Annotated in this window: 22 protein-coding genes and 1 tRNA gene; 13 read left to right on the plus strand and 10 right to left on the minus strand. The window is 47.3% G+C overall.

Annotated features, from left to right (window positions below):
* Positions 1–30 precede the first annotated feature (30 nt).
* The 4 genes from GS398_RS16445 to GS398_RS16460 all read left to right on the plus strand — a co-directional run bounded on the left by GS398_RS16445 (position 31) and on the right by GS398_RS16460 (position 2,856).
* Entirely contained in the window at positions 31–528 is a 498-nt protein-coding gene (locus GS398_RS16445; protein WP_202406109.1) for a DUF2958 domain-containing protein, read from the plus strand.
* A 36-nt stretch (positions 529–564) separates the two neighbouring features.
* Positions 565–1,008 carry a DUF2958 domain-containing protein gene (locus tag GS398_RS16450; RefSeq protein WP_202406110.1) on the plus strand — a complete coding sequence of 148 codons (444 nt, stop codon included), beginning with the start codon at positions 565–567 and terminating at the stop codon, positions 1,006–1,008.
* A gap of 233 nt (positions 1,009–1,241) precedes the next feature.
* Complete coding sequence (locus GS398_RS16455; RefSeq protein WP_160907912.1) at positions 1,242–2,156, plus strand: ArdC family protein; 915 nt, start codon at positions 1,242–1,244, stop codon at positions 2,154–2,156.
* Between the two features lie 331 nt (positions 2,157–2,487).
* Positions 2,488–2,856 (plus strand): DUF2958 domain-containing protein, encoded by a 369-nt coding sequence (locus GS398_RS16460; protein WP_160907913.1) that lies wholly within the window; start codon positions 2,488–2,490, stop codon positions 2,854–2,856.
* Between the two features lie 220 nt (positions 2,857–3,076).
* Here the strand turns inward: GS398_RS16460 and GS398_RS16465 are convergent, their stop codons facing one another.
* The 9 genes from GS398_RS16465 to GS398_RS16505 all read right to left on the minus strand — a co-directional run bounded on the left by GS398_RS16465 (position 3,077) and on the right by GS398_RS16505 (position 10,247).
* Positions 3,077–3,466, minus strand: coding sequence for a hypothetical protein (locus tag GS398_RS16465; RefSeq protein WP_160907914.1), 390 nt, complete (start codon positions 3,464–3,466; stop codon positions 3,077–3,079).
* Entirely contained in the window at positions 3,456–6,185 is a 2,730-nt protein-coding gene (gene mobF, locus GS398_RS16470; RefSeq protein WP_160907915.1) for a MobF family relaxase, read from the minus strand. The genes GS398_RS16465 and mobF overlap by 11 nt, the downstream gene beginning before the upstream one ends.
* A gap of 177 nt (positions 6,186–6,362) precedes the next feature.
* The gene (locus tag GS398_RS16475; RefSeq protein ID WP_160907916.1) at positions 6,363–7,115 is read right to left on the minus strand and encodes a hypothetical protein; all 753 of its coding nucleotides are present in this window, start codon (positions 7,113–7,115) and stop codon (positions 6,363–6,365) included.
* Positions 7,116–7,140: 25 nt separating this feature from the next.
* Positions 7,141–7,395, minus strand: a complete 255-nt coding sequence (locus GS398_RS16480; protein WP_160907917.1) for a hypothetical protein — start codon at positions 7,393–7,395, stop codon at positions 7,141–7,143.
* An 81-nt stretch (positions 7,396–7,476) separates the two neighbouring features.
* On the minus strand, positions 7,477–8,646 hold the full coding sequence (locus GS398_RS16485; RefSeq protein WP_160907918.1) for a type IV secretory system conjugative DNA transfer family protein: 1,170 nt from the start codon (positions 8,644–8,646) through the stop codon (positions 7,477–7,479).
* Positions 8,647–9,013: 367 nt separating this feature from the next.
* On the minus strand, positions 9,014–9,214 hold the full coding sequence (locus GS398_RS16490; protein ID WP_160907919.1) for a hypothetical protein: 201 nt from the start codon (positions 9,212–9,214) through the stop codon (positions 9,014–9,016).
* Between the two features lie 106 nt (positions 9,215–9,320).
* The gene (locus tag GS398_RS16495) at positions 9,321–9,797 is read right to left on the minus strand and encodes a hypothetical protein (protein WP_160907920.1); all 477 of its coding nucleotides are present in this window, start codon (positions 9,795–9,797) and stop codon (positions 9,321–9,323) included.
* Between the two features lie 2 nt (positions 9,798–9,799).
* Complete coding sequence (locus GS398_RS16500) at positions 9,800–10,075, minus strand: helix-turn-helix domain-containing protein (protein ID WP_160907921.1); 276 nt, start codon at positions 10,073–10,075, stop codon at positions 9,800–9,802.
* Positions 10,059–10,247, minus strand: a complete 189-nt coding sequence (locus GS398_RS16505; protein WP_160907922.1) for a hypothetical protein — start codon at positions 10,245–10,247, stop codon at positions 10,059–10,061. The genes GS398_RS16500 and GS398_RS16505 overlap by 17 nt, the downstream gene beginning before the upstream one ends.
* 76 nt (positions 10,248–10,323) lie before the next feature.
* Here GS398_RS16505 and GS398_RS16510 point away from each other — a divergent pair, with 76 nt between their 5' ends.
* Together GS398_RS16510 and GS398_RS16515 are read left to right on the plus strand one after the other, a co-directional pair.
* The gene (locus tag GS398_RS16510; RefSeq protein WP_160907923.1) at positions 10,324–10,632 is read left to right on the plus strand and encodes a hypothetical protein; all 309 of its coding nucleotides are present in this window, start codon (positions 10,324–10,326) and stop codon (positions 10,630–10,632) included.
* Positions 10,633–10,738: 106 nt separating this feature from the next.
* On the plus strand, positions 10,739–13,918 hold the full coding sequence (locus GS398_RS16515) for an NB-ARC domain-containing protein (protein WP_160907924.1): 3,180 nt from the start codon (positions 10,739–10,741) through the stop codon (positions 13,916–13,918).
* Between the two features lie 125 nt (positions 13,919–14,043).
* Here GS398_RS16515 and GS398_RS16520 read toward each other — a convergent pair.
* Positions 14,044–14,118, minus strand: a tRNA-Val gene (locus tag GS398_RS16520).
* Positions 14,119–14,444: 326 nt separating this feature from the next.
* On the opposite strand from GS398_RS16520, the gene GS398_RS22705 reads away from it, so the two are divergent.
* From GS398_RS22705 to GS398_RS16550, 7 genes are all read left to right on the plus strand, one after another.
* The gene (locus GS398_RS22705; RefSeq protein ID WP_255494215.1) at positions 14,445–14,579 is read left to right on the plus strand and encodes a hypothetical protein; all 135 of its coding nucleotides are present in this window, start codon (positions 14,445–14,447) and stop codon (positions 14,577–14,579) included.
* A 253-nt stretch (positions 14,580–14,832) separates the two neighbouring features.
* Positions 14,833–16,521, plus strand: coding sequence for a tetratricopeptide repeat protein (locus GS398_RS16525; protein ID WP_160907925.1), 1,689 nt, complete (start codon positions 14,833–14,835; stop codon positions 16,519–16,521).
* 417 nt (positions 16,522–16,938) lie between these two features.
* On the plus strand, positions 16,939–18,111 hold the full coding sequence (locus tag GS398_RS16530) for a sensor histidine kinase (protein ID WP_160907926.1): 1,173 nt from the start codon (positions 16,939–16,941) through the stop codon (positions 18,109–18,111).
* Positions 18,112–18,129: 18 nt separating this feature from the next.
* The gene (locus tag GS398_RS16535) at positions 18,130–18,834 is read left to right on the plus strand and encodes a LytR/AlgR family response regulator transcription factor (RefSeq protein ID WP_160907927.1); all 705 of its coding nucleotides are present in this window, start codon (positions 18,130–18,132) and stop codon (positions 18,832–18,834) included.
* Positions 18,835–18,838: 4 nt separating this feature from the next.
* Positions 18,839–19,078, plus strand: a complete 240-nt coding sequence (locus GS398_RS16540) for a PqqD family peptide modification chaperone (RefSeq protein ID WP_160907928.1) — start codon at positions 18,839–18,841, stop codon at positions 19,076–19,078.
* Between the two features lie 7 nt (positions 19,079–19,085).
* Entirely contained in the window at positions 19,086–20,132 is a 1,047-nt protein-coding gene (locus tag GS398_RS16545) for an ATP-grasp domain-containing protein (RefSeq protein ID WP_160907929.1), read from the plus strand.
* A 152-nt stretch (positions 20,133–20,284) separates the two neighbouring features.
* Positions 20,285–21,631, plus strand: a complete 1,347-nt coding sequence (locus tag GS398_RS16550; protein ID WP_160907930.1) for a type III PLP-dependent enzyme domain-containing protein — start codon at positions 20,285–20,287, stop codon at positions 21,629–21,631.
* Positions 21,632–21,634: the final 3 nt, after the last annotated feature.

Genomic DNA, 21,634 nt, shown 5'->3' on the forward strand with positions numbered 1-21,634 from the left:
TTGAATTCATCGGGTGGCAAATAATAGGGCGTGTCCCTATGGGCCGGGCTTTCCATTACAAGTCCTCGCTATTCGTTCCTCATCGCTGTGGGCTTTTCATTTCAATCCCTCACGCGAACGCAACAACAAATTCAACAGACAGGAATTTTCTTGTATCTCTTCACACCCGAGCAATACGCAAAACTTATCGAAAACGGCCAACCAGGAAACCGCGGCAAGGATCATTACCCGGTTGTAAAGCTGTTTATGGACAATGAACTATCGTTATGGCTGATCACAGAACTTGACCCCGATTGTCCTGATACCGCTTTCGGCCTTTACGATTGGGGTTACGGCTATCCTGAACTCACACATCATAGCCTGTGGGAGTTAGAAAAGTCGCAAAACATGCACTGTTTACTTTACCGGGATCGCTCCTTCGTCGCGAAATATCCGATAAGCGTATACACATATGCCGCAAATGAAGCCTGGGCGATTACGGAAGATGACGTACTGCTTAGACAGGCATACGAGACGTTGAAGCTTTGAAGCACCGTACCGGCGATCCGCCGCAATTACGGCCCCTTGATCATTAAACCAATTTCCTTAGCAACCACAAGAAAAGGATTTTTCCAAATGAAGTTATTCACCCAGGCACAATACGATAAAATGATTGAAAACGGCAGGCCGGAAAACAGGGATACGGATCACTATCCCGTCGTAAAACTATTTATGCTGAATATGTTATCCATGCAAGCACAATGTGTCTGGCTACTTACCGAACTAGACCCGGACTATCCTGATCATGCTTTCGGCCTTTGCGACCTTGGTTTTGGCACGCCGGAACTTGGGCTTATAAGTATTCAGGAAATACTGGATGCCCAAGGGCCGATTCATGTTATCGGCAGGGATGATACATTCAAGGGGAATTTTCCGATCAGTTTCTATGCAGCCGCAGCAAGACATTACGGTTTCATCGTGGACGACGATGTCGATGTCGTAAGGTTTGTCCCTAAGCCAAGACCTTAATTGGGGCGCAAGCCGCAGCATTAATGGCGTGATGCTCATTTAAATTTCCTGTCGCGCGGTCAATGGTTTGCGGACGGGGATAACCGAAGCCGTTCCCGTCACCAACTATTATTTTCCTCTGCCCCCAGAAGAATTGGGGGCATTCACCCGCCCATCCAAAATAACAGCCGGTTTGGTCACTAAGCCTTCGGTTGATCATCCCCTGCAACCATCAACCACAACAGGAGAAAAAAATGGAACACGCAGCTGCTAAAACTGAAACAATCAAAGCACCAAGAAAAGACCTGCATCAGGAGGTAACAGACACGATTATTCGTCAATTGGAAAACGGCGTCATTCCCTGGCAGCAACCGTGGAAAGACTTTGGCCAACCGCTACGTCTTCCGGTCAACTTTGTAACTGGTAATAAATATCAGGGGATCAACACCCTAATGTTATGGACCTCGTCAATAGAGCAACGATTTTCCTCAAATGAATGGGCGACTTTCAAGCAATGGGCCAGCAAAGAGGAATTTCCACGCAAAGGTCAGCGAGGGAGCATGATCGTATATTACAGCACCTTTGAAAAAGAAAACGAGGACGGCGAGACCGAAAACATTCCCTTCCTGAAATCATCCTATGTTTTTAATCGGTGCCAACTTACAAGTTATGAACGCCCCAAACGACCTGTCGATGAATATGCCGAAACGCTTTTTGATAAGATTCCGCCGGTTGAAGCCTTTATTGAGAACACGCAAGCGGTAATCGAGCACGGGTCTGATGAGGCTTGTTATCATCACATTGATGATAAAATTTATATGCCTTATCGCTCTGACTTTACAGCGAACGCCGTTTGCACAGCAACAGAAGGGTATTACTCGGTTATTTTGCATGAACTCACTCACTGGACCGGGCATTCCGACCGGTTGGCACGCGGTAAAGGCAAACGTTTTTCCGATTGGGATTATGCCGTTGAAGAACTCGTTGCCGAACTGGGGTCAGCTTTCATGTGCGCGGATTTTGGAATTGCAACGATCGACAAGGGTAATCATTCTGCCTATATCAGTTCCTGGTTGAAAGCATTGCGCGAGAATAAACGTTATATTTTTACCGCCGCCAGTGAAGCGAATAAAGCAGTGGAATACCTGAAAAAGCTACAAGTTAACTAAAATTGTTCAGGCTTGCCGGCAACGGCAGGCTTGAAAACAACTGTGGTTTATCTTGGGCTCTCAATACGGCTTACTGACGACTAGAAATCTCTTTTTGATGCGTCGAATTATTTCGGAAGTAAGTTTCTGGCTTATTTATCGGTATAGAGCTGATGGTTTTCACAAGAGATATAACCGCAGCCGTTCCCGACACCCAACTATTATTTTCCTCTGCCCCCAAGAAGATTAGGGGGCATTCACCCGCCCATCCAAAATAACAGCCGGTTTGCTCACTAAGCTTGCGGTTGATCTATCCCTTGTTACCATCACCCCAAACCGAAAGGAACAAGCAATGAAACTTTTTACCAAATCACAATACGAACAACTGATCAAAAACGGATCGTGGAATAACGCGGACCGGGATTATATCCCCGTTGTAAAGCTGTTCATGACAAACAGTTCTTACACATGCCTGCTGACTGAACTCGACCCTGAATTTCCTGATCATGCATTCGGTTTATGTGACTTCGGCATGGGTTTCCCGGAACTCGGCGCTGTAAGCATTCAGGAACTGAAAGATACGCAAGGCTTCTTACGCTTTCTAGAACGGGATACTAGCTTTGAAGGCAAATATCCACTAAGTGTCTATGCGCGAGCCGCGAGCGTTGCCGGACGGATCGTTGAAGATGACGCGACGTTGCAACGCTTTGTAAAGCCGTAGGCTGTAAAACAAGACGCCTCGACCGATCCTCGGTCGAGGCTTACGACCTGACGATATTATGAGCGATATTAAAAAAATGAATGGCTATCCAAACGGTGGGCCCAATAGGCGACTGGCAATGGCGTGTATATCGCAGCTCGCAATCACGATCGGGCATGCAATGGGCGCAGTTGAGTTCTCGGCCGGATAAAGCTGGACGAATATTCAATAGCCAGCTTTTCTAGGTATTCTGCACGATCACAATATTATTGACGATGCTGCCATTGTCACTTAATTCGTTATAGCGAGGGTCATCACAATACACGATTTTCCTCTTATGTTCCATGAAAGAGTAAAATAGCGGCAATAGCCTGACCCCTGTAAGTTCGACAATCTCTACACCGAATGTTAAACGGATGGTCTCATATTCGTCATCGATCTCACCAGAATCAAGCCGGCCATAGGGAATGAACTTGCGCCTGCCATCAGGCCAGACGAAACAGACATTACGGATATAATCGCCGTCACGAAATTCCACATCCTGCTCTGCGGATGAACCCTCACTATCTTCAACAGGCGCTTCGCGCTTTGTTTCCGATCGTTCGAAATTTGAAAGAAAATCACGGTTCATAATCTAAGTGCCGAGTGGACCGGTTGAATGTTTTTTCTTCGGTAGGTGTTGCAAGCTTTTCTGCTGCCCTGGTTCGTGGCGGTTGCGGTGAGCGGTGCTGGGTCGTTCTTGCTTTCGCCAATAGCTCAAGGGCAGATTGTCTTTCGCCACTGCGCTCGGCGTATTCAAGCAGTTGTTCTTTATCGTCGGTGTAGATCGTCACCATATCCCGCCCACGGGACACCGACACATAAAATTGCTTTGCGTCGGTTGCAGGAAAAGTTCCAGCTGGCTGTGAAATAAAAACCTCGTCGCAGGTCTTTCCCTGGCTTGAATGGCTGGTAGTGCAATACGCATGATCAATATGCCCGAAATCCGAAGGGAGGCTGTAGGTGGACTTGCTTTCCCGATTACGTAATTTGATGCTGGTTTTGTTTGATGACACTACCTCGAGCATTTGGCCGTTATTCAGCCGCTTATCCTTCTGGTCAAAGCCTCCTTTGGTGATCCTGATCTTATCACCTTTGGCCAGCGGAATGCTGGTGCGTTCATAAAGATCAAAAGCTTTTGCTTTATCGAGAGGCAGGATTTTCCGCTCGCCATCTTTGCTGATCAGCGATACCTTGCAATTCTGCACGTCATCGATCGTCCAGACCGAGCCGCGCTTAATTTGTGGTGCTGGCAAATTAAACTGGATGACCTGGCCGGATCTGAAATTACGCCAATCGCCCTTTTGCGCTTCCGTCAGGTTCAGACTACTGAGCTTAACCGCCGCCGCTTCTTTTTTGCCCAGCAGCTTTGCCGCTTGCAGTTCGCGCCGCACGTCTTCCGTGACGGATTTTCCCTGCTGATGCGTAGGCGACACAATCAGGGCCGATTTGCCGCGCTTGATTGTTGCTACGTAATCGGCAACCAGTTCAGCGTTTGGATTTAGTGGATCGATCTCCCGGATCGCCTCAATATCGGCCAGCTTGCCAAAGGCGGCTTTCATATCGCCCTTGCTTAAATCCTCTACCGCAAAACGGTATTTTTCATTGCGCTGCCGTCTGATTTTGCTGATCTGCGCAGGCTTGATCTTGCCGACCGTCGCAAGCACCCGCAGAGCGTCGCCACGCACGACACTCGAATGCTGACGACTATCGCCAACCAAGATCAGCTGCGCCTGCTTCCGTGTCGCAAGCGCGATCAAGTCGCGCATGTCTCTCGTGCCGATAAGTCCGGCTTCGTCCACGACTAGGATCTGATTTTGCAACCGGTTTTGCAAATCAGGATCAACGAGCAGCCGGGCGACCGTTTCGGCATTGGTAAACCCTTCCTTCACCAATACTTCCCGCACGGCTTGCGCCGTGGGTGCGACATACATCGCTTCTTTCCCCGCCGCTTTAAAATGCCGGTCCAGTTCGGTGAGTGTAGTCGTTTTACCGGAGCCTGCGGCACCGCTGATGATCGACACCAGGTTTGTCGTCGTCAGAACATTCTCAATGGCTGTTTTGGGCTGCCCTTCGAGTTTGATATCCGGCGCAGTTGCGTATAATGGCTTTAGCTTACCTTGCCCGTTCCGGGCAAGCATGACCATTTCGCGTTCTTCGGCCAGCACTTCTTTTGTCGTGCAAATTGTCTGATAACCCTCTTTCACTCGGATGAAATTTTGATCCTGGTCAAAGGCTTTAGTGATTTCCTCGATTGAAACCGAATTATTGCCGACCGCATAGCGGTAAGCTGACTCCAGCAACCGCCGGTCACTGATTGTAGACACCCGTTCAAAGCGGTGTTTGGCCGCAAAATCCACGCAAAGCTGTGCGGGGAGAGCAGGGGACATGATCTTTTCCTTATGGCGTATGATCGTATCCCCGATGTCCTCTTTACCTTTTGACGCTTCCCGGATTTGTTTGCGCCATTCCACTTTCAGCTCTGCCATGCTCATATCTTTTTGCTTTTTGCCGCGGGTCCTTGCGCCAAGCTGGTCCAGTTCCTTTTCGTCCGTTATCCCATGTTCCTTTGCAAACTGTCCTATCTCATTTGTCCTTTTGCTAAACAAGGAAATAATATGATCGGGAATGCCTTCGATTTCAAAGGCCGTGCGGCTTTTCCTGATCTTATAGCCAAGCCCCATCAGTTTATCGGCAAACCGCTTGTGGTATCGCGCCTGATAGTAAGGCATGCTTCGATTGATTTCACGAAACTGTCCGGCTTTGTATCGCTGCTCTTTATCATCCCACGTCACATTTGTAACTATATTGTGACAATGCAAATGGGGGTCGCTGAGCTCGCCCTTGGCAGGGCGGGCGGTCTGGTGAATAAACTCAGCGATAACCATTTCCCCGGTATAGCGATCTTCGTTCCTACCGTTCTTACGAACACGGGTCATTAAGTCGCGCTCCATCTCTTTCATAGTCTCCCGTGTAGCCTCCCGAAATGCTTTCAGGATATGATCGTCACTACTTAGGACATGCAAAATGCTGGCGCTTTTGGGTACGTGAAACGATATATCCCACGCTACTATTCGGGTTTCTTTGTTGCGTGGGGTGAGATTTTCGCCTGTCACCGGGTGCGTATTGTCGCAGAGGGCAAAGAACGTGTCCTTGTCGGTTGGGCCGGTTATTCCGAGCCGGTCCGCAAGCTGGCCGTAAAACCGGCCTGGCAGTTCCTGGTCGTTAATGTAATAGCCGTTGGGCTGCAAAGCATCTGTGAAGTAGTTTTTTGCCTGCCCGGCGCTGATGGTAGCTATTGCGCGGATCATGGTGTGAATACTAAGATGAAAGACGAACGCCAAGGGCGATTTTCGTCTTTCATCAATGATTATTAATTATGGTGAACAGCCTGTAAGCGCAGGAAGGGCGGCTTAACCGCTCTAGCAAGTGCAAAGGGCCTTACCTAACTTTCCAATCAGACATCGGTCCTAAACACTTAGGTTGGCTTAAAACACATCAGCAGCCGGTTCTTCGTCGATGATGCTTTCGGCTACTTTGCGCCTAAACTCCCGATTCCGTGGCTTGTCACCGTAGACCTCAAAACCTCTTGTTTCTTCCGGAGGCAAGCCGTCAACAAAGGTGTTTGCAAACTCCTCGTTACAGATCCCTTCATCGATTTTGTCCATGATAAATTGATCCCCCAAATGGTATTGGGCAGCCCAACTGATACTGTAAATGATGCTACTACCCATCAGTAAATAACCGATTTCTTGCTTCAACAGCGCCAGCAACCCGCCAGCAATCAGGAATACACCGGGTTCCAGAATGGTTGCAATTACCCGGGTAGAAGGGTTGTTGCCAAAGATGGTAAGATTGCGGAACCAAGGGTGGATAATGCCTGGGGAAAGGCTGAATTTTGCAAAATCGAACACCCCCGGTTCCCGAACTGTTTCAAAATGTCTTTTTACGGAGAAGTACAGGAAGGCTCCGAGATAGGCATACCAGGTGATATTGTCGCCAATAATGTCGGTGATCGAGGCACCCCAATTTGTAAACAACCTCGGTAAAAGTGCCAGCCAGATCGCAGCACAGATGCTGGTATAAAGCAGGAAGTAGCGCTCGCCGAAGTTCTTACGAATAAATACTTCAAGGAACAGCCTCGGCCAACTACAAAGAGCCAGGAAGAGGTTAAGGATGAATAGTTTAATGCCATTTGTTCTTTTAAATGTTACATAGAAATACAGATTGGACTTTTTCATGATGTTAAAATTTAGTGGTTAATGATTATTGATAGTTCTGATTAAATCGAATTTTTTTAAAGTTCCTGCCGCCGAACAGCTTATCGCCCTGCACGTGGATATAGGCTTCTACGATGCTGCCATTGCTTTTGCCGCCAGTCATAAGCCTCGTAAACTGTTCAGGCCGTATAAGGCGATCTACTTTTAGGCTGACGGCATCGGTCTGCGAGAATTTCTCGGCAATCGTAAGGGTGCGACTTGGATCGTAAAACATGGCGTCACCGATAAGCTCGGAGGCCATTTTGTTAGTGGTGACGCAACTATTGGAAAAGAACAGCTTGGTATTCAGCGTGGCTAAAAACGAGGCAACACGATCGGCGGATTAAGGACCACTTAAGGCAGAATAATATTGGTGGACGTTCTGGCAGATATATACCACCGCAATACGACTGCTCCGAGCCGTAGACTGAAACACCGGATCGTGTTCTGTGATAAACTCCGCGCTTTCGTCACTCCACAGACAAACCGGGCGAGCATTTTTTGTAATGTCTCTTTTTTCGACCTGCAATTGCCAAATATGCTTGTAGAGCAATTGGCAACATCTTCCAGCACCGTAGTAAAACTTAGTAGGCAGATCGAGTACAACGACCTTTCCCGCAAGGCTATCTTCCGGCGTAACAGTGATTTTTCCGCTACAAAACAGGGTATAGATTGGGTCTTGAAGGAGTGAAAAAAGAAACGAACTTACTCCCATTAAAATCACTGACTTGGTCTTGTAGCTTAGTGATTTGAAGGTTTCGAAGAAGAACTGTTCAACGAATTTGAAGGTGCGCGCTCTGGGGTATATCTCGAGAAATGCCGCCTCCCGAACCTGTCTGTCACTGAACCATTGTTTCGCACCATCCGACCAGCTTTCCGTCCATTGCTGATAGTCCGCAGCAATCGAACTGCGGATAGTTTCGAAGGCCTTGTTAAAAGCACGATCAGGATTGTCCTTTTCTTTCTCTTCCGCACCATCATCTGAACCGTTCGGCGCAGATTGTATAATGTTATACATCTCCTCTATGCTGACCTTAGCGTTGGCAAGCTGACATAGAGAAATGGTATTATGTAGCAAGAGCCTCGTGGACTTTTCCCAGAAGGGATCAGCAGAATTTCCACCTTCAATCTGATCTCCCGCCTTAATAACAGTGTATAGAATGTTCAGCAGGTTACTAGTAAAGGCCCCGCCATTCGAGCGATCCGATAAATACCGCATGAAATCGAAACGGTGAGGACTCTTCTCGCCTATGATAATGAGATCATCACTGCGCCCGGCAAGCTTGCAATATTCTTCCCATGTTTCCCGCTCGGATTTAACCGACAGGACCAGAAATCCATAGCCAGCACGCAAGTATTTAAGGGCGAGGGTACGCATCGATGAGGATTTGCCCGAGCCGTTCGAACCGAAGACCTGGCAGCCTAATATCGAGTGCTTGATGCACCAATCTTGGGACAAATCATCCCCTGTACCAAACTGCATGAGTTTGGCGTCCAAATCAAACCTTTCCATTTTTGAGTGATTATGTGTTGAAACAAAGTGGTATGGACCCACGATGGAGTGCCGCAATGGCCGAAACACTATTTTTCTCGTTTCTTACGGGACCAGTAGATAGCCTTTGCAAGATTCAGCCGCTTATCATCTTCGATATCTGGCCTCGATGGTCTGCGTCCTAAGCGGGCACGCCACCGATATTGCTTGCTCCGTTGCAGGCTAAGCGGCATCCGATGAGAAAACTGGTCACTGCTAGGTGGACCGTGGCGATTCTGATCGCTTTCATTCCTTTTCCGTTTCATTTTCTGATTGCTTTAATGTGTTACTGATTTCGCATCCGAGGGTAAGAATAACCCCGCCACCTTGGGCGGCGGGGATTATCCGCTTACTTCTTCAGCCTGGCCGCAAAATCTGTTTGCGACATTCCTGCGCCATAGGTGTTGTGGCGAGAGGTGCTAAAGGTTGTGCTTCCGCCATCATATTGCGTCACCGAATGGCCGTTAATGGTATTGATCCACTTATTCGGCTCATAGGCTGAACGCTGATAGCCAGCTGCACCCAAAGCTTTTTCATTTTGATTGCTCATAAAATGTTAATTGCTTCGTTTTTCTTACTCTGTTCCAGCTTTTCAGGATCGCTGGCCTGACGTCAGGGGGTTCGGCGTTTTTCCCATTGCGCAATATTTTTATAGGCTAACGATCGATGTCTTTGCCTTTGCTTTTGTCTTTCTGTGCCGGAGCAACTTCTTTGCTTTCGGATTTACGTTCCAGCCATTTCGGCGTCGAGAAATCTTTGTCGGTAGATTTCGAACCCTCTTTCATCTTCTCCTGTATAGATTTAATCGCATATTCTGTTTGAGCCGCTTCCAGGCCTTTCTTGTAATCTTTATTAAGGTATTTGGTCATCACCAGCCGATTGATCATCGACGGGTCGTGCTCGGCCAACGTGCGACCATTGTAAAACCCGTTCTTGAATTCGCGTGTATAGTCTTTGCGGGGGATATTGGCATGGAACTCCTGATGATCCCTGCCGACCTGCATTGCCCTGACAAAGTCATTCTTCGGATTGTCCTTAATAATCTTGTTCAGTAGCCGGGGTTCATAGTTGCTAAGCGTATAACCGATGTTATAGGCACGGGCTATTTTCTTTTCTTCTTCTGTCAGTGCCATGATTACTTACGTGTGTGTTTTTCAATATATTTCTCAACTGATTCCCGGTCGTACATGATAAGCTTCCTAGAAAGCTGGGAGATGCGAAACGCATCCGTATCCCGCAGTTTCTGCAATGTGGCGGGGCTGCTGATATTCAGCATCCGCATGACCTCGTCACCGGTAATCCATTTATCCCCTTTCTCCTTGCCCTTTATCCGTTCGTAAAGAGCATCGATCAGTTCGAAGAAGGCTGGTTCTTCGAGACAGATGAACTGGGCATTAATTTTCGTTTCCATGCTCCCGCGGCGTTAATAATTGATCATTTGGGAATAAAAGTTCGGGGTCAGGGTACTCCCAAGCGCCTTTAAGCACCTGAAATTTCCCCTTTTTGTCATCTTCAAAGTATGTTTCTAGCATAACTTGATTGTAGGTGGCTGCTGGCTTACTGAAGTCAATTTTAGTGCGCATAGCTATATGTTTTAATAATTATTTGCTTGACAGGGGATTTACCATTATGTATAAAGTGGGTTGAGCGAGGTAAATAATGGCCATTTTTAAGGACTCTGGTGAGAATGCTGAAATTTTCCAACAGCGCGACTACGTGCTGAATGAGGTTGGCATCCAGAGATATGAGGAAGAATTTGGTAAGGATAGAGCTACTGGCTATATGGAAGCGATGAGAGATTTTAATCATCAACTGAAGCACATTCTTGGTGCTGGCTATCTTTATACTGGCCCACCAAAAGCTGGAATGAGAATGAGAATTCGAATTGCTACTTTGTTTCATGAAAATGATGATTTAATCGATCTTTTTGTCACAAAAAACAGGTCTGATAACAGCCCTAAATTTTAACTAGAGCTGTTTCTGACACAATCTTACAACCGATCCAGCAACTACCTGATATCAGATTAATCCAGCATAATTTTTTTTAATTTTATGTATGACCAAATGATTTTATATGCTGTTCGAACTGAATGATTATGTTAGGCTTTATTGGGTAGCCTATTATCTGGTGCGCGAAGAGTTCTTTCCCGGCGATAAGTGGATTACTTTTTTTCTTGATAAATCGCCTAATCTGTGGGCAAGTGACGTTCCCGGAAAGCAGATAAGTATTGGGAAAATGTTGTTTGGGAAGGCAATAAAGGAGATTTACCTAAACTTAACCTACTATAGCGTAAGAAAAACCAACATCATTGAAATAGATGATATTTTCTTAGTAGCTGTTTTTAATAAAATCGGCTGTGTTATATCCATTGAGCAGCGCCAGGAACAAGGATTAACTATCGATCAAGTACCAAAAGCGCAGCTTCGGCTGTTCAATGAAAAATATGATTTCTTTTTAAAACAGTATCCGGATATAGCAAAAGCTACTCATTCAAGTCTCAAAAAAATACACGCTAAAATAGAAGAAGCAAAACAGACAAGTCACGTTAAAAGCCACTTAGAGCATAAAGAGAACCCGACAAACTTCGAAGAAAGCACCCAGCCTAAAACTCAAAGCTTTCCAATTCTTTTAAATTTAATACCACAGCTACATGATAAAGTTATTGGCAGGGAAGACGATTTAGTGCATTTGCAGAACACTATCTCTACTGCTGAAAGAATTGTAGTTCTCAACGGGCTTGGTGGTATTGGCAAGACAACGTTAGCCAAGGAGTTCCTGCATACCAATAAATATCATTACAGGCACATCGCTTGGGTGTCCATAACGGCATCTGATAGGGAGGATCTCCAAGAAAGCATGGATAATTTTGCCTCAGCGTTTGCTCAAGATGTGGTATTGGTCGAAGAAGGATTGAAACTTCAATTTACAACTGAAAAGCCTGTTATTGAGAAGTTTAAAATCATAATGTATGCCTTGCAAAATCTTTCAGGACCGAATTTATTGGTGATAGATAATGCAGAAGGTAGCATTAAGAACTTTAGGGAGACACTGCCGATCCCACCTCATTGGCACATCTTAGTTACCAGCAGAGGCAATTTATCTGGCTTTGATCCAGTCATTTTAGATAATCTAAAACAAGAGGCTGCGGTACGTCTCTTTAAAACATGGTATCCTAACGAATCCGATACCAACGAGATTTATGCTCTTTTAGAGGAAATTGACTATCACACGTTAACAATAGAATTGCTTGCAAAAACGCTCACATCCTCCTTGGGCTTTTTGAGCATCAGAGATTTAATTGAAAGGCTAAAAAGCAAGAATCTGAATGATGAATTATTACAAGATTCAATATCGACAGCACACGGTACGCAAGAAACGACACTGCTCAATCATCTGTTAATAACATTCAAGTTAGTTAAGCTAACTCAAAGGGAATTATACGTTCTCGAATGCTTTTATTTTTTACCGCCTGATTACTATAGCGCGGAATGGATTGCTACGCTGTTCGACGTGGAGAATGAAGTTTTATTTAAAAACGCATTCAAGTCGTTACACCAAAAGGGTTGGCTGCAATTTGATAGCAAAAAATTCCATATGCACAGATTGATACAGCAGGTCATTTATTATGCCTTGTCGCCGGGACTAGAAGTTGTAGAGCCATATATTAAGCTATTATCCGCAAATACCTGGCACTTTAATAACAGTGAAATCCATTCCAAGGCAGTTTATATCCCCTATGCTGCATTTTTAATTTCCCAATTATCCGAGTATTGGAAAGATAGTCGCGAATTAACGAGTCTTTGCATTAACCTATCAATACTTTATAGTCAATCGACAGACGATGCTAAGGCAGAGCCGATTGTCGATAGACTGATTGATATATATCTTAAGCGGCTTCAAACTCAAGATGTGAGTGATGAATACTATTCACGCGATAAACATGCACTCGCTATTTGTTGTAAACTTAAAGCATCCATTGCCAAGCATCATGGAAGACACAACGATGTATGGCATTTTCTCAATAAAGCTTTGAATATCTGGAGAGATATCAAAGGAATTCCACAGGAGATTTATTTAATAAGTTATCAAAACGCATTAACCTTTCTTGGCGATTGTTGCTGGGACATTAATGGCACCGATGACGCTGGTCCGGCATATTTGGAGAGCCTACGTTTGCGAGAAAAACTTTATGAAATCGATCAAACCAAGTATTTACACGAATTATTGTCTGGACTTCTATCAGTAGCTCGTTTCTTTCTCGGTTGTGGTAAGTATAATGATGCAAAAGCGTATGCTGATCGGGTTGAAAAAAAGGCGCGCTTTGCTATAGAAAAGGATATATTATATGGTGTTGAACTTGCTGACGGATTATCTCTTTCCGCTCAAATTCATTTTGAGATTACGAAAGATATTGAAGCGGTTATCCCAAAGTTCCAAGAGAGCATTGATCTTTATCGCTCTTTTAGCAAACTGAACGAAGACGTTTACGCGTATAGATTCACCGAGCTTTATTGCGCCTTTGGCAATAAGTTAGTGGAGACTGAGTGTTTTGATTTAGCTGAAATTCAGTATGAAAATGCAAGAGTACTCGTTGCTAAACTATATGATAAGGACCGGCTTGGTTTCAGATTCAATTACGCACTTATTTCAGGGTGCTTAGCTAGAACACTAACCGCTCAACGAAAGGATGGTTTAAACCATTTTGATCTTGCACAGAGCCTTATAAGTGAAATTATTGAGGATGGCCAGAACCTGCAAATGCTATTTTACGAAAACAATGACGGTATAGCTGTGCATTACATGCAAAAGGAGGATTATCAAACTGCCGCTGACTATTTTGAAAAAAGTAACGAATTTTATTATGTTAACGTATTTCAAGGAGATTGCAAATTCAAGCTTATCAGTAACCTATATATGCTTGCGAGCTGTTATACTTCCCTTAATGAATTCGAACTTGCAGCTGCAAGGCAAGCAGATCATTACAATTTCTGCACAGACATGTTTGAGCAGGGATCAATGGCTGGTGCCGTATTGTTGGATTCCGCAGTTTTACTTACCCGAAACTATTCCGAGACCGGCGAGCGTAAGCTAAAAGAAGAGATGATCGTGAAGTCTTTTATCATTATGCATTTCTACGCAGAGTTAACCCCTGAAGATGAGCTGTATGTTACCCTAAGAGATGAGTTGTCAGCTTTGTACGGACCGGGGTTTGAGGATTGGTTTGATAGTGAAGTAGCGCCTAGTTTGGTTTAATGATGTTGCCGAGCGAAGATTAAGATAGTGTGAAAGAATTACTTGACTTACGATATTCTGTGCAAATCCTGTGCAAATAAAAAAGCGGTTACGAATTTTACTTCATAACCGCTTGATTCACTGTGTGGGAGCTACTGGGTTCGAACCAGTGACCCTCTGCTTGTAAGGCAGATGCTCTGAACCAGCTGAGCTAAGCTCCCTTTTCCTTTTCGCTTGTGAGATGAGCTCCCTTGCGTTTGGGACTGCAAATATAGAAGGCTAAGCACAACTCTGCAAAAAAAATTTCACTTTTTTAATAATGGGTTAATAATGTGTCAATTGCAATTCCTGTAAGGTTGTTGTGCATGCGGAGATACTTTGCGGCCATTACGGTATAAACTCATTTGTTTGATATCTTATCGAATCAGCTGATCACAATACCCGAACCACGCCGTCCCATCGCTACCCGAATACCTCCTGGGCCAGAAATACGGCCGCTTTCCTGGCGCGGAAACACGTAACACCGAATTTCATTTCCCTGCTCAGCATGATGTTCGCATCGGCTTCCCTGCTGGCATTTTACCTGGACGGCGCAACAGGCGGTCACCACGCGGAGAGCCGGAAGTCCGGCAACCCTTTAAGCCCGGTATCAGCCGTGTGCTGCTGCAGCGGCCCGCGGTAAAATACGTGCCGGCTTACCTGGAAGGCATGGGCAAAGCGATGCCGGCCTGATCATTTAACCGGAATTCACTATTTAAACGTCTGACGTTTCTCTCTTCCTACGCGTTAAACCGCTTGAACAGCACGCAGCGAACTAACGGGCCGGAGAAATATGACCTTCGCCCGATAATTGTACATACCTAACACTTTATAAATACGTTTCTATTCTTAAACCGACCGATTATTACGTGAGGGGAAATAAATCAAGGACGACTATGGAAACGAACATGAAGTTGACAGCGCTGCTCCCGGCTCTCCTGCTGGCGACAACGACTGTGTTGGGACAAGGTGCTCCTGAGATCAAGAAGGCCATCGACGCCGAGCAATGGCAAAAAGCGAAAGGCCTGGCGAAAGCGCTGGTGACAGCCAAACCATCGTCAGGCGAGGGATATGCCTTCCTGGGGAATATTTACCTGGAATCAGGTTACCCGGATTCGGCGAAAACTGTTTTTGAAAAGGGGATTGCCGCCGAATCGTCGTACGCCCTTAATTATGTGGGCCTCGGTGCGGTAAAGCTCGAAACCAATAATGCAGCAGCGGCTACCGCCGATTTCGACAAAGCGATCTCCCTGACCAATAAGAAAGATCCGCAAACCTTTTTACAGATCGGCAAAGCGTATACCGCCGCAGCCAAACCTGATTATACCAGGGCGCTGTCGTACCAGCAGCAGGCAAAGCTGATAGATCCGAAAAATGCGGAAGTATATCTCGCCCTGGGCGAAACCTACCAGCTTTCTAAAAAGCAGAATGATGCGTATGATAACTATAATAAAGCCATCGAGCTCGACCCTGCGTTGCTAAGGGCGAAAGTCGACCTGGGCGTGCTGCTCAAAAACTCGCGCGCATTTAAGGAATCCGCCGAACAGTTTAATAAGATACTGGCTACTGACCCTAACTATGCCCCCGCTTACCGCGAGCTGGCCGAAAATTATTACCTATGGGCCAATATCGAGCCGAAAACATACGATGCCAACATTAAACAGGCCCTTACCTACTACCGCAAGTATGTGGACCTTACAGACCGGTCGGTGGAGTCGAGAATGCGTTATGCCGACTTCCTGATCCTGGCGAAAGACTACAAAACCCTTGAGCAGGAAGCACAGGCCATGGCACAAATGGAGAAATCCAACAAGCGGATCCTCCGTTACCTTGGCTATTCTGCTTATGAGAACGGTAATTTCCCCGCTTCCGCGGATGCGCTTACCAACTTCATTGCGAAGGTGGAAACCGACCGGGTCATCCCACGCGATTACCTGTACCTGGGCAAGGCCCAGCTTAAAACCGGGAAATCCTCCGATGCGGTAACGAATATCGAAAAAGCGGTGGCAATGGATTCTACCGTTGCCGGCGATCTCGAAGAAGCGGCAAAAGCACTTTTCACCGCAAAAAACTATGAAGATGCGGCCAGGCTATACGAGCTCACGCTAAAAAATCCGAACTCGAAATCGGTGGCCTATAACAACTTCTACATGGGCATGGCTTATTACTTTAATTATGCCGCAAAGGTGAAGGGAGGCAAGGATTCTACAAACACCGCCATGATGACTGAAAACGCCGCCATCCTGGTAAAAGCAGATTCGGCGTTCTCGAAAGTGATCGCGCTATCGCCTGCTTCGCCGGATGCGTACCTGTACCGTGCCAGGGTTAAACGCCTGCTGGATGATGAGAAAAATCCGCAGGGGCTGATGATCCCGGACTATGAAAAGTACGTGGAACTGGTAACCGCCAAACCTGACTTTGCTACCAACGACCGGGTAAAAACTACCGCGATAGAGGCTTACTCTTACCTGGGCGCATATTCCGCAAAAACGGATAAAGAAGAAGCGAAAGATTATTTCAAAAAAATCATTCAGCTTGATCCGCAAAACGATTACGCGGTAAACTCGCTGAAATCGTTAAACTAGGAGTCGTACCGGTGCAATCTCGCACCATGCCTCCATGCTCCACAAATCAAAAAAGCCCCTTAACGGGGTTTTTTTGATTTGTGGAGCATGGAACAACTGTGGCCTAAAGTCGCCATTTACTGGCTTTGGCACCAGCCTTTCATCGACACATATCCCCCGTTCAACGACACTCGCCCCTTCCGGGCCTGGTCCCGCCGCATCTTTGACACATGCCGCCAGGTAATTCCCTATATCAGGAAAATTAACCAGGCGACTACTTTGCCTCCGTCCTGATGGATGATGACTGGCAGCGAAATATCGGCAGGGCAAACATGAGCGAGGGAATGTGGCCGGAAGCCTTGCCGATATCTTTTCCCTGCCTCAGAGGTTAACCATAAACTTTTAACCAATTCAAACGTAAATTAGCTTCTTTTGCAAATGCACAGGTTCAAGGGAACAGCTTTCTTCATACATATAGCCGGCTGGCTGTTGTTCCTTACCTTCCCTCTCCTGTTCATGAACAGCGAACAGGGAAAGAGCAGTTGGTTATTGGTGGCGTCGCCCTACTACTGGTTGTTTTGCTTAACATACGTGGTGATGTTCTATATCAATACCTGGTACCTCATCCCAAGATTTGTATTCAAAAAGAAATTTGTACAGTATGGGGTACTGCTGCTCATCCTTTTTAGTTGTGTTTATTACCTGCAGCCTTACACTAACCTGCTGGGACATAACAAAACGGTGCTCTCCAAGCTGGGCCCGGCGCAGGGCAGTATAGGCGGTATTCCCGAAATACGGCCCGGTTTTGATACCAATGCCACTGCCAACCTGCCTTTTGGGCCATTGCCGCACCAGGACCTGCGCATGCAGGACCCTAACCTCAAAAAGCCGAACGGTATCCTGGCCATCCACCAGTCAGACAACATCGACCTGGTAAGCCTCTTTATTTTTATGCTGATCATGGGTATCAGCTTTGCTACCACCACCGTGCAGCAATGGCAAAGTACCGAGCAAAAAGTGGTAAAAGCCGAGGCCGAAAAGGTGAATGCCGAACTGTCGTTCCTTAAGGCGCAAATTAACCCGCATTTCCTGTTCAACACGCTGAATAATATTTATACTCTATCGGTGATGGACAGCCGGAATACGTCAGACAGCATCATGAAATTGTCGAACATTATGCGGTACGTTACGGACGATGTGACCAACGACCTGGTGCGCCTGCAAAGCGAGATAGATTGTATCGAAGACTACATCGACCTGCAGCGCCTCCGTTTGGGCGACAGCGCCGACGTACAGTTCACCCTGGAGGGAAAGGTGTTAAACCAACGCATCGGGCCGCTGATCCTGATGACGTTCATCGAGAACGCCTTCAAATACGGTGTGAGCAAAAAACAAAAGACCGTGATCAGTATTTCCATAAAAGTGATGGGCGACCAGGTGGACTTTTACTGCCGGAACCGCGTTTTCGAACAGCAGAACAGGCTTGAACGTACCGGTATCGGCATAAAAAATACCAAACAGCGACTGGAATATTTATACCCCGGCAAATACCAGCTAACTATCAATAACGAAAACCAGTTATTTACCGTAAGACTTTGCGTGGATTGTTAACCAATACAAACCTCTATTATGCGATTAAAATGTATAGTCATTGATGATGAGCCGCTGGCGCTCCAGCTCATCCGCAACTATGTATCGAAATTCCCGGCACTCGAACTGGTAAAAACCTTCGAAGACGCCATCTCGGGAGGCGAGTACCTGGCTAAACACGATATCGACCTGCTGTTCGTCGACGTGAATATGCCCGATATTACCGGGGTAGACCTGGTGCGCTCGCTCGAAAAAAAGCCGATCATCATCTTTACCACCGCCTACAAGAACTACGCGTTCGAAAGCTATGAGCTCCAGGCGCTGGATTACCTGCTGAAACCGATCGACCTTAAACGTTTTTCGGCCGCGGTGGAAAAAGCAGTCGACTATTACAAGTACAAAAACCTGCCGGATGAGCCAAGGGAAGATGAAAGTATTTACGTCTATTCAGAATACCGGATGATCAAGATCCTGCTGAAAGATATCGAATACATCGAAAGCATGGCTGACTATATCATTATCCACCTAGCCGGATCAGACAAACCTGTGATGAGCCTGATGACGCTGAAAAAAGTACTCGAAAAGCTCCCGAAAGAGAAGTTCATTCGTGTACACCGCAGCTTCATCGTGTCGGTAAATAAGATCAGGTCCCTGCATAATCGAAAGATCAGGCTCGAAACCATCGAACTGCCTATCGGCGATGCATATAACGACGTGGTGAACCAATACCTAAAAAGCAGCTAACCCAATGAAACTTAAACCGAACATAGCCACCAGCGAGAACGGGTTCATCTTTAACCCGGCAACCGGCGATTCTTTTATGGCTAACGTAATGGCGTCGGAGATCGTGAACCACCTGAAAAAAGAGAAAAGCATCCCCGAGATCCGGCTGCTGCTGCTCGAAAAATACGACGTGGAGCAACAGCAGCTCGACCGCGACCTGGACGACCTGCTGCAGCAGCTTAAAGAAGCCAACCTGTTAGACTAACCTTTTCATGAACTCTCCCAAGAAAATCACCATCGCGGTAACAGGCCTCAATGCCACCGATAGCCCGGGGCCCGGCGTGGCCGTGATCCGGGCCCTGCGCGAGGGCTTTGATCACATTCGCATCATCGGCCTATCGTACGAGGCCCTGGAACCGGGGCTCTACCTCCATGACCTGGTCGATAAAACCTACCAGATCCCCTACCCATCCGCCGGTGCGAATACGCTGCTGGAGCGCATAACCTATATTCACCAGCAGGAAGAACTGGGTGTGCTGATCCCGAACTTCGACGCGGAACTGTATAATTTCATCAGGATCAGCAGCGAGCTGTTGAAACTGGGTATCGCGACGTTCCTACCCACCCACCGGCAGCTGGAAGACCGCGACAAACTGAACCTGGACGAATTCGGCCGTAAACACGACCTTAAAGTGCCCGAAAGCCTGGTGATCCACAAAGAAGCCGGGCTAAAAAAAGCAGCCGAACAGCTCGACTATCCCATAGTGGTAAAAGGCCGGTATTACGATGCCTATATCGCCCAGAACGAGCACGAAGCATCGAAAGCATTTCAAAGGCTTAACGCGAAATGGGGCTTGCCCGTCATCATACAGAAATTTATCAAAGGTACCGAGATCAATATTGCGGCGCTCGGCGACGGCAAGGGCGGGACCATCAGCATCGTGCCTATGCGCAAGCTCACCATTACCGATAAGGGAAAAGCCTGGGCGGGCATTACCCTCGAAGATGAAAGCCTGCTGCAGCTCGCCCGTCACTTTAGCGAAGTAACGCACTGGCGCGGAGGGTTCGAACTGGAGGTAATGAAAGACCCCGGCGGCGATCTCTACATTATGGAGGTAAATCCCCGCTTTCCGGCCTGGATCTACCTCACCGCCGCAGCGGGCCAAAACCAACCGGCGGCGCTTGCAAAAATGGCCATGGGCGAAGAAGTTGCTCCTTTTGACACCTATGCCGTGGGCAAAATGTTTATTCGCTACGCGTGGGACCATGTAACGGATGTGTCTGAGTTCCAGCAGATCTCGGCATTCGGGGAACTTTGAATGCAGCGGCAACATCTTCACTGCCTGCGGCGAAGGTTTCTGGCACACCGTATAGTTTAACGAGTGGTAAAAAATAATATGAACAGCAGTAAAATTATCGTCCCCTTCCCGGAGGGGATGCCGCAGGGCGGGAGGGCTCAAAAATGATCACTATGGAAAAATTAAAATACGAGCGCCCCGTGATCCGCAAAATGAACACGGGCCTGATGAACAAATTCGGTACCCGTACAGAGTTCGAGCCCGTAAAAGACATCGACGGCGTACCGGTAAAAAGCCTTATCCGGCAATTCGGGTCCCCTTTGTTCGTGCTTTCGGAAAAACGGATCAGGCGTAATTACCAATCGGCGGTACGCGCGTTCAACACCCGTTACCCCAAGGTACAGTTCGCGTGGAGCTACAAAACCAACTACATCAACGCGGTATGCAAGGTGTTTCACCAGGAAGGAAGCTGGGCCGAAGTGGTTTCGGGCTTCGAGTACCGCAAAGCCCTGGGCAACGGCGTTCCCGGCGAGCACATAATTTTTAACGGGCCCGATAAAAAGCCCGGCGACCTGTTGCTGGCCGTCGAAAACAACTCGCTGATCCACATCGATCATTTTGACGAGCTATTCCTGCTGCTGAGCCTCTGCAAACCGCTCAACAGGAAACCGAGAGTAGCCATCCGGGTGAACATGGACACCGGCGTATACCCGCTCTGGGACCGCTTCGGGTTCAACTACGAGAACGGCCAGGCATGGACCGCCATCACCCGCATCATGGAATCGGGCAAACTGAACCTGGTTGGATTGCATTGCCACATCGGTACGTTTATGCTTTCCACTTCCGCTTACGCGGTGGCCGCGCGAAAATTATGCGACCTGGCCTCCCGCTGCAAAGAGCAGCTCCAGGTGGCGGTGCAATACCTTGACCTGGGCGGTGGTTTTCCTTCCACCAACACGTTAAAGGGATCGTACCTGCCGGGGATAGACACCGTGCCTTCGGTTGACGATTTCGCGGAAGTGATCACCACCACCATCCTCGACTACGGTTTCCGGCCAGACGAGCTCCCGCTGCTGATCCTGGAAAGCGGGCGCGTGCTGATCGATGATGCGGGTTACCTGCTTGGCACCGTGATCGCCAACAAACGCCTCAGCGACGGCCGTCGCGCCACCATCCTCGATTTTGGGGTGAACACGCTCTTTACTTCTTTCTGGTATGAGCATAAGATCAGCCCCGCCCAGGATTTTACGCACCATACCGAAGACATGGTGCTGTACGGTCCCCTGTGTATGAACATAGACGTGGTGCGCGAAAACATCAACCTGCCACTGCTCGAGCCCGGCGACCACGTGGTGACCCATAAAGTGGGCGCTTACAATATGACACAATGGATGCAGTTCATCAGCATGCGCCCGGCGGTAGTGATGATCGACCAGGGCGGCCAGCCGCATGTGATACGCAAAGCGGAAACGCTCGACTACCTGCAGGTACCTGAATCCATGCCCGACCACCTGAAATAGCTT

It is taken from the genome of Hufsiella ginkgonis, from assembly GCF_009834915.1.
Classification (GTDB): domain Bacteria; phylum Bacteroidota; class Bacteroidia; order Sphingobacteriales; family Sphingobacteriaceae; genus Hufsiella; species Hufsiella ginkgonis.

What these genes read in the sequence shown, in the direction of transcription:
- GS398_RS16510 (WP_160907923.1), top strand. Translation starts at nt 10,324, where the DNA reads ATGGCCATTTTTAAGGACTCTGGTGAGAATGCTGAAATTTTCCAACAG.
- GS398_RS16540 (WP_160907928.1), top strand. Translation starts at nt 18,839, where the DNA reads ATGAAACTTAAACCGAACATAGCCACCAGCGAGAACGGGTTCATCTTT.
- GS398_RS16545 (WP_160907929.1), top strand. Translation starts at nt 19,086, where the DNA reads ATGAACTCTCCCAAGAAAATCACCATCGCGGTAACAGGCCTCAATGCC.
- GS398_RS16505 (WP_160907922.1), bottom strand. Translation starts at nt 10,247, where the DNA reads ATGCGCACTAAAATTGACTTCAGTAAGCCAGCAGCCACCTACAATCAA.
- GS398_RS16475 (WP_160907916.1), bottom strand. Translation starts at nt 7,115, where the DNA reads ATGAAAAAGTCCAATCTGTATTTCTATGTAACATTTAAAAGAACAAAT.
- GS398_RS16460 (WP_160907913.1), top strand. Translation starts at nt 2,488, where the DNA reads ATGAAACTTTTTACCAAATCACAATACGAACAACTGATCAAAAACGGA.
- GS398_RS16485 (WP_160907918.1), bottom strand. Translation starts at nt 8,646, where the DNA reads ATGGAAAGGTTTGATTTGGACGCCAAACTCATGCAGTTTGGTACAGGG.
- GS398_RS16490 (WP_160907919.1), bottom strand. Translation starts at nt 9,214, where the DNA reads ATGAGCAATCAAAATGAAAAAGCTTTGGGTGCAGCTGGCTATCAGCGT.
- GS398_RS16525 (WP_160907925.1), top strand. Translation starts at nt 14,833, where the DNA reads ATGGAAACGAACATGAAGTTGACAGCGCTGCTCCCGGCTCTCCTGCTG.
- GS398_RS16530 (WP_160907926.1), top strand. Translation starts at nt 16,939, where the DNA reads ATGCACAGGTTCAAGGGAACAGCTTTCTTCATACATATAGCCGGCTGG.
- mobF (WP_160907915.1), bottom strand. Translation starts at nt 6,185, where the DNA reads ATGATCCGCGCAATAGCTACCATCAGCGCCGGGCAGGCAAAAAACTAC.
- GS398_RS16535 (WP_160907927.1), top strand. Translation starts at nt 18,130, where the DNA reads ATGCGATTAAAATGTATAGTCATTGATGATGAGCCGCTGGCGCTCCAG.
- GS398_RS16500 (WP_160907921.1), bottom strand. Translation starts at nt 10,075, where the DNA reads ATGGAAACGAAAATTAATGCCCAGTTCATCTGTCTCGAAGAACCAGCC.
- GS398_RS16465 (WP_160907914.1), bottom strand. Translation starts at nt 3,466, where the DNA reads ATGAACCGTGATTTTCTTTCAAATTTCGAACGATCGGAAACAAAGCGC.
- GS398_RS16495 (WP_160907920.1), bottom strand. Translation starts at nt 9,797, where the DNA reads ATGGCACTGACAGAAGAAGAAAAGAAAATAGCCCGTGCCTATAACATC.
- GS398_RS16515 (WP_160907924.1), top strand. Translation starts at nt 10,739, where the DNA reads ATGCTGTTCGAACTGAATGATTATGTTAGGCTTTATTGGGTAGCCTAT.
- GS398_RS16480 (WP_160907917.1), bottom strand. Translation starts at nt 7,395, where the DNA reads ATGGCCTCCGAGCTTATCGGTGACGCCATGTTTTACGATCCAAGTCGC.
- GS398_RS16550 (WP_160907930.1), top strand. Translation starts at nt 20,285, where the DNA reads ATGGAAAAATTAAAATACGAGCGCCCCGTGATCCGCAAAATGAACACG.
- GS398_RS22705 (WP_255494215.1), top strand. Translation starts at nt 14,445, where the DNA reads ATGATGTTCGCATCGGCTTCCCTGCTGGCATTTTACCTGGACGGCGCA.
- GS398_RS16455 (WP_160907912.1), top strand. Translation starts at nt 1,242, where the DNA reads ATGGAACACGCAGCTGCTAAAACTGAAACAATCAAAGCACCAAGAAAA.